Raw genomic sequence first — 5,968 nt, forward strand, 5'->3', positions numbered from 1 at the left:
ACGTCACGCGACTCGCGGGAGTTCGGCGAATAGAGCTGGTTCTCCAGTCCCAGGTTCTCCATCTCCTGGCCCGTCGATCGGATGATGTCGTCGGACCGGTAGCGCGACACGTTCGGGACGTTGCCGAGCAGGCGGGAGACGCCCGCCGTCAGGTCCTGCAGCTCGCGGGCATCGGTGCCGTCGTAGCGCTCGCGCAGGGCCTGCACGCTCGCCTGGGCGTAGCCGAGGTTGCTGGCGTTGATCGGGTTGTCGACCAGAGCCTCCGAGGCGATGGAGGCCTGGAACTCCGTCAGGGCCTGTTCGGCGTTGGCGAGCTTCGTGTTGTACACCTCGAGCTGGCGCTGCAGGAAGTCGCGCATCGACGTGCTCGAGGCGGTCTGGGTCTCGCGGTACTCCTCGACGAAGCGATCGAGGATGAACGAGGCCAGCCGGTAGGCCTGCTCCGGATCCGGGTCCCGCACCTCGAACTTGAACAGCCGCTGGCCGTCCTGCTTCAGGCGCACCATGCCCGCAAGCTTGCCGCGAGCCTTGCGGATGGCCTGCTCGTCGGTCAGGGGGGGCTCGCCTTCCTTCTGGGCCTCTTCCCGCAGGGCGTCCTGCAGGCGGAGCTCGAGGACCATCTTCTGCAGGAAGTCGGGCGACGTCAGGAGCATGTTCATCTCCTGGAAGGCCACCGCGTCGATGTACTGCGGGCGCCCGAACCGGTTGCTCGGATCGGTGAGCAGGCGGCTGTTCAGTCCCTCGAACTTGATCAGGATCTGGCCGGTCGAGGCGTAGATCGGCGTCATCGTCTTGATGGCCACCGCCGCCATGGACAGGCACAGGATGAAGGGCACGAAGAACAGGAGCTTGCGGCGCCAGAAGGCGCGCACGAGCCCCATGATGTCGAAGCCACCGCCACCCTGCTGCGGTTCGTCCTGGAAGGGGTCCATTCCTGTCACCACTCCTTGGCGTCCGGGACCGGCGGGCCGGTCGGGACGGATCGGGCTGCAACGGACCGGGCGCCGCGGGGCGTCCGGTCCGGGTTCGTCGTGGTCGTCAGCGCCAGGTGATCGCGTACGGCATCATCGCGACGGGGCGACCGTCCAACAGCGCCACCGCCGCCAGGGTTCCATCCCGCCGCAGGCTCTCGACCAGCAGCGGCAGCGCGTCGAGCCCCGCCGCGGCCCCGGTCCCCCAGACGCCGGCGGGCACGGCCGACCCGGCCCAACGGGCCATGACGCCGTTGTCCCGGAGGCTCTTGATCAGCATGCGCTCGAAGAAGGTCAGCGGCTCGCTGAAGGTCACGAGATCGACCTTGTCGTCGGCGCCCAGGCCGAGCATCCATTTGGCGGAGGTGATGGCCCGGCGCAGGCCGCCGAGGCCGTCCACGAGCCCCATCTCCAGGCCCTGCCGACCGGTCCAGACGCGGCCCTGGGCCACCGCGTGCACCTCGTCGCGGGACATGTCGCGCCCGTCGGCCACCTTGCCGAGGAAGCGCTCGTAGAAGTCGTCCATCTGGGTCTGGAAGAGTTCGCGCTGGGCCGGCGTGAAGCCGCCCTCGTCGCTGAAGAGCAGCGCGTTCTCGCCCCGCGTGATGAACTCGCGGTTGATGCCGATCTTCCCGTACATGGCGGTGCGGCTCATCTTGCCCGCGTACACGCCGATGGAACCGGTCAGCGTGCCCGCGTCGGCGAAGATCGAATCGCCGAGGCACGACACGTAGTAACCGCCGCTCGCCGCCAGGCCGCTCATGGACACGATCACCGGCTTGCTCATCTGGACCCGGCGGATGGCGTCCCAGATCAGGTCGCTCGCGAGCGCGCTGCCGCCCGGGCTGTCGACCCGGAGCACCACCGCGTCGACGTCGTCGTCGTCGCCCACGGACAGGAGCTGCTCGACGACGGTGTCCGAACCGGCCAGCTGGCCCTGGAAGCGGTCGGTGCGGCTCTCGCCCGGCATGATCACGCCGCTGACGTGCACCACGGCGACCTTGTGGCTCGTGTGCACCCGCTTGGGGCGATCGAGCTGGTAGTCGGCCAGATGGGTGACCTCGTCGTCGGCGAAGTGGACGTCGAAGACGTCGTCATAGTACATGATCGTGTCGACCAGGCCCGCCGCCAGGGCGCCCGGCGCGTCGTACATGCCCTTGTCGACCCAGCCGGCGACAACGTCGCGGGAGACCCCGCGGTTGTCCGCCAGGACGCCGAGCAGCGCGTCGTAGCGGTCGTCGACGATGGAGGTGATCATCTCGCGGTTGGCCGCGCTGGCCCCGCTGCGGGTCATGCGCTCGGGGGCCGACTTGTAGGCCCCGACGTGCACGAAGTCGGCCTCCATGCCCAGCTTGTCCAGCGTGTCCTTCATGAACGTCAGTTCGGCCGAGATGCCGAGCACCATCAGGTTCGCCTCGGGCGAGGCGACAACCTCGTCGGCGACGCTGGCCAGGGCGTATTCGCGGGTGCCGGCCCCGTCGAAGTAGGCGATCACGGGCTTGCCCGCGGCCTTGAAGGCCGTGATGGCGTCGCTGATCTCATCGACCTTGGCCCAGTCGCAGCCCAGGTTCCGCAGGTCCATGACCAGGCCGCTGATGCGATCGTCGTCGGCCGCGCGGTAGAGGCTGAACACGACCTCGGACAACGTCATCTCGCCCGGGGACTGGATCTGGCCCCAGAACGAGTCGTCCCGCTCCTCGGGATAGCTCCCCGCCACCTGCCAGACGAGGACGCCCCCGTCGACGTGGACCGCCGGCTCCTCCAGGGAGTTCACGGCGTACCACAGGAACCCGAACCCGCCGCCGACGAACACGGCGATGAGCGCGAACACGATCCAGAACTTCTTCATCAGTCGATCCTAACTCCGGCAAAAAGCCGCCAGCGCGCGCGCCGCCCGGTCGATCTTGCGGAACACGGGAATCCCCTCCCGTTCGATCAGCCGGCACATGGGGTCGTAGATTCTTCCGGAATCGACCACAACTACGGCAGGTTTAGCGGAACCCGCAATAATGTCAACCATGAGACGGGGTTGCGAGCCCGGAGCCTCCAGATTCTCCCCGTGGCGCCCCTCCGGATCGGCCGGAAGGTTGTCCAGCGCCGGCGTCACCGGCACCGCGCTGAGGATGGCCGCATCCACCTCATCGGCGGCCAGGATCGCCTCGCAGCTGGCGCAGAAAGCCGCCGTGGCGGTCATGGGCGTGCAGTCGATGGGATTGCTGCGATGGGCGAAGGACGGCAGCACCTCGTCCAGGCGGGCCCGGGTGCGGTCGCTGAAACGGGCCAGTTCCAGGCCCTCGAGGCGGTCCATCACGGTCGAGCACTCGAATCCGGCGTTGCTGATGATGCCGGTGCGGACGCCCCGGACCGGTCGGCCCGCCAGGAGGGTGAAGGTCTTGATCAGGTCCTCGAATTCGTCGAGGGACTCGGCGACCACCGCCCCCGCCCGCACCAGGCAGGACCGGGCCACGGCGTAGTCGCCGGCCAGACTGGCCGTGTGGCTGGCCGCGGCCTGCGCCCCCAGGGCCGTCTTGCCGGCCTTGAAGACGATGACCCGCTTGCCGGCCCTGCGCGCCCGCCGGCACGCCTCCCCGAAACGCGCCCCGTCGCCAGGCCGAAAGCCCTCGATATAACAGGCTATCACATCGACTTGCGGCTCATCGTTGAAGTGCTCCAGGAAGTCCGCGACCGTCAGGTCCATCTGGTTCCCGTAGGAGATCGCGGCGCGCGGCTGGATGAGGCCGTCGTAGTTCGAGGCGAAGGTGACCAGATAGGCCCCCGACTGGCTGACCAGGGCCAGGTTCCCGCCGCGACCGGGCCGGAAGGGGAGCTTGTACTCGGGCAGGAAGAAGGTGTTGTACTCATCGCGGCTGACGATGCCGAGGCAATTGGCGCCGACCATGACCGGCCCCCCGCCCGGACGGGCATGCCCCGCCGCCAGCACGGCCTCGATGCGTCCGGCCAGCTCGGCCTCGCCGGCCTCGGCGAAGCCCCCGGGAATGAGGATGATGCTCGCGGCCCGATCGCCCTCGACCAGGGCGGTGATCGCCGCCAACGCCCCTTCGGCGGGGATCGAGACCACGGCCAGGTCCACCTTGCGCGGCAGGCTCGCCACGTCCGGCACGCACGGCACGCCGGCGATTTCGGTTTCCCGTGTGTGGACCACCCAGAGGGCGTCCCGCGGCACGCCCCGCGACCGCAGGAGGTTGTCGAGGATCACCCGGCCCGGATTGCTGCCCTGCGCACTCACGCCCAGGACCACCGCGCTGCGCGGCGCCAGCAGGGCCGGGATGCGGTCCCGGCTGCGCACCGGGGCCGTCAGCCGCCGGTCGCTCACCCGCGCGACACCGTCGAGCGCCACGAGCCCGCCGCCGCTGGCCACCGCCGGATTGATCTCGAGCTCCTCGAGGCAGGCGGGCGCCGTGCCGTCGGCCGCGGCGTACGTGCCCAGTTCCGCCAGCGCCACGATGGCGGCGCCGAGGACGTCCGCGCTGACGGGCGGGGTCGGGTACAGACGCGATGGCAGGCACAGGAGCGCCAGCAGCGGATGGGCCGCCACCGCCCGGGCCGCCGCGTCCGCCGTCAGCCCCGCCGCGGGCAGGACGAGGGTGCTGCCCGGGCTCTCGGGGCCCCGCGCGGCCCGCCCGTACCACTCGGTGAGCGTGCCGCCGATGCCGACCACCACACAGGGGCCGAAGGCCGGATCCTGCCGCAGGCTCAGCAGGACCTCCTGGCCGGGCCGGTTCGCGCCGTGGGGCACGAAGGCGGTGGCCAGCAGACCTTCGCCGGCGTCACCGGCCCCGCCCGCGGCGACGGCCGCCAACAGCGCCTGGCCCTGTTCGGCCACGAGACCCGCCGTGACACCGCCCGGTCCGGCCTGCACCACCCGCACGCCACCCAATTCCGTCTTGTGGAGGATCGCGCGTCCAAGCACCTTGAGCACCAGACGCCCCTCGGCGTCGGCCAGTCCGGCCGCCCGGGCGCACCAGGCGTCCCAACCTGCCTCGTCCCCACTCTGCCAGGCCGCCGTGGCGGCACAAGTGATGCCTGCCCCCCGCAGGAGCCCATAGACCTCGTCCTCGTTCAATCGCCCCCCGCGGTCCAGGCCTCGCCGCAGCACCTCGTCGACACGCCCTCGCTCCACCTCGCCACCATCCTTCCGGGAGTACCGGCGGCCCAGCGACCGCCCCGTTGCCGGGTCAAAGATACGAGGCGGCCGGGCCGGCCCCAACAAAAAAGCCCGACGGTATGACCGTCGGGCGCAATTCAAAAAGAAAGCCCCCGACCATGAGGTCGGGGGCTTTGGAGAATTCGGCGGTGTCCTACTCTCCCACAGGGGCAGCCCTGCAGTACCATCGGCGCTACGCAGTTTCACTTCTGTGTTCGGAATGGGAACAGGTGGTGCCCACGCGCTATCGCCGCCGAAAGACCTGGTCGGCCGGGTCTCGCGACCCGGGCCGACGTTGTCCTTGGACAACTGAATATGGAGAGTAGTTCTTGAGACGTGCTTCACACACGCTTGACCCTTTCTCTTCGAGAAGAGAAAGAGATGATTAAGCCGCACGGCTTATTAGTACCGCTCGGCTGAACGCATCACTGCGCTTACACCTGCGGCCTATCAACGAGGTCGTCTTCCTCGAGCCTTTAGGGGACAAGCCCGGGAGTTCTTATCTTAGGAGGGGCTTCACGCTTATATGCTTTCAGCGTTTATCCCTGCCATACATAGCTACCCAGCCATGCCACTGGCGTGACAACTGGTACACTAGAGGTATGTCCATCCCGGTCCTCTCGTACTAGGGACAGGTTCCTTCAAAACTCCTACGCCCACAGCAGATAGGGACCGAACTGTCTCACGACGTTCTAAACCCAGCTCGCGTACCACTTTAATTGGCGAACAGCCAAACCCTTGGGACCTTCTTCAGCCCCAGGATGTGATGAGCCGACATCGAGGTGCCAAACCTCCCCGTCGATGTGGACTCTTGGGGGAGATAAGCCTGTTA

General features: G+C 68.4%; 3 protein-coding genes and 2 rRNA genes. All 5 read right to left on the bottom strand.

Annotated elements, in window-relative coordinates:
- Positions 1-932, bottom strand: a 932-nt coding sequence (locus tag KDM41_15680) for a hypothetical protein (protein MCB1184869.1), incomplete at its 3' end; no start/stop codon positions are given.
- A gap of 106 nt (positions 933-1,038) precedes the next feature.
- Positions 1,039-2,820, bottom strand: a complete 1,782-nt coding sequence (gene sppA / locus KDM41_15685; GenBank protein MCB1184870.1) for a signal peptide peptidase SppA — start codon at positions 2,818-2,820, stop codon at positions 1,039-1,041.
- Between the two features lie 9 nt (positions 2,821-2,829).
- Positions 2,830-5,112: an acetate--CoA ligase family protein gene (locus KDM41_15690; protein ID MCB1184871.1), complete on the bottom strand. Its 2,283-nt coding sequence runs from the start codon at positions 5,110-5,112 to the stop codon at positions 2,830-2,832.
- Positions 5,113-5,277: 165 nt separating this feature from the next.
- Positions 5,278-5,394, bottom strand: a 5S ribosomal RNA gene (gene rrf / locus KDM41_15695).
- A 123-nt stretch (positions 5,395-5,517) separates the two neighbouring features.
- Positions 5,518-5,968: ribosomal RNA gene (locus KDM41_15700) — 23S ribosomal RNA — on the bottom strand; the annotation flags it as partial.

This window comes from bacterium (assembly GCA_020440705.1).
GTDB lineage: Bacteria > Krumholzibacteriota > Krumholzibacteriia > LZORAL124-64-63 > LZORAL124-64-63 > JAGRNP01.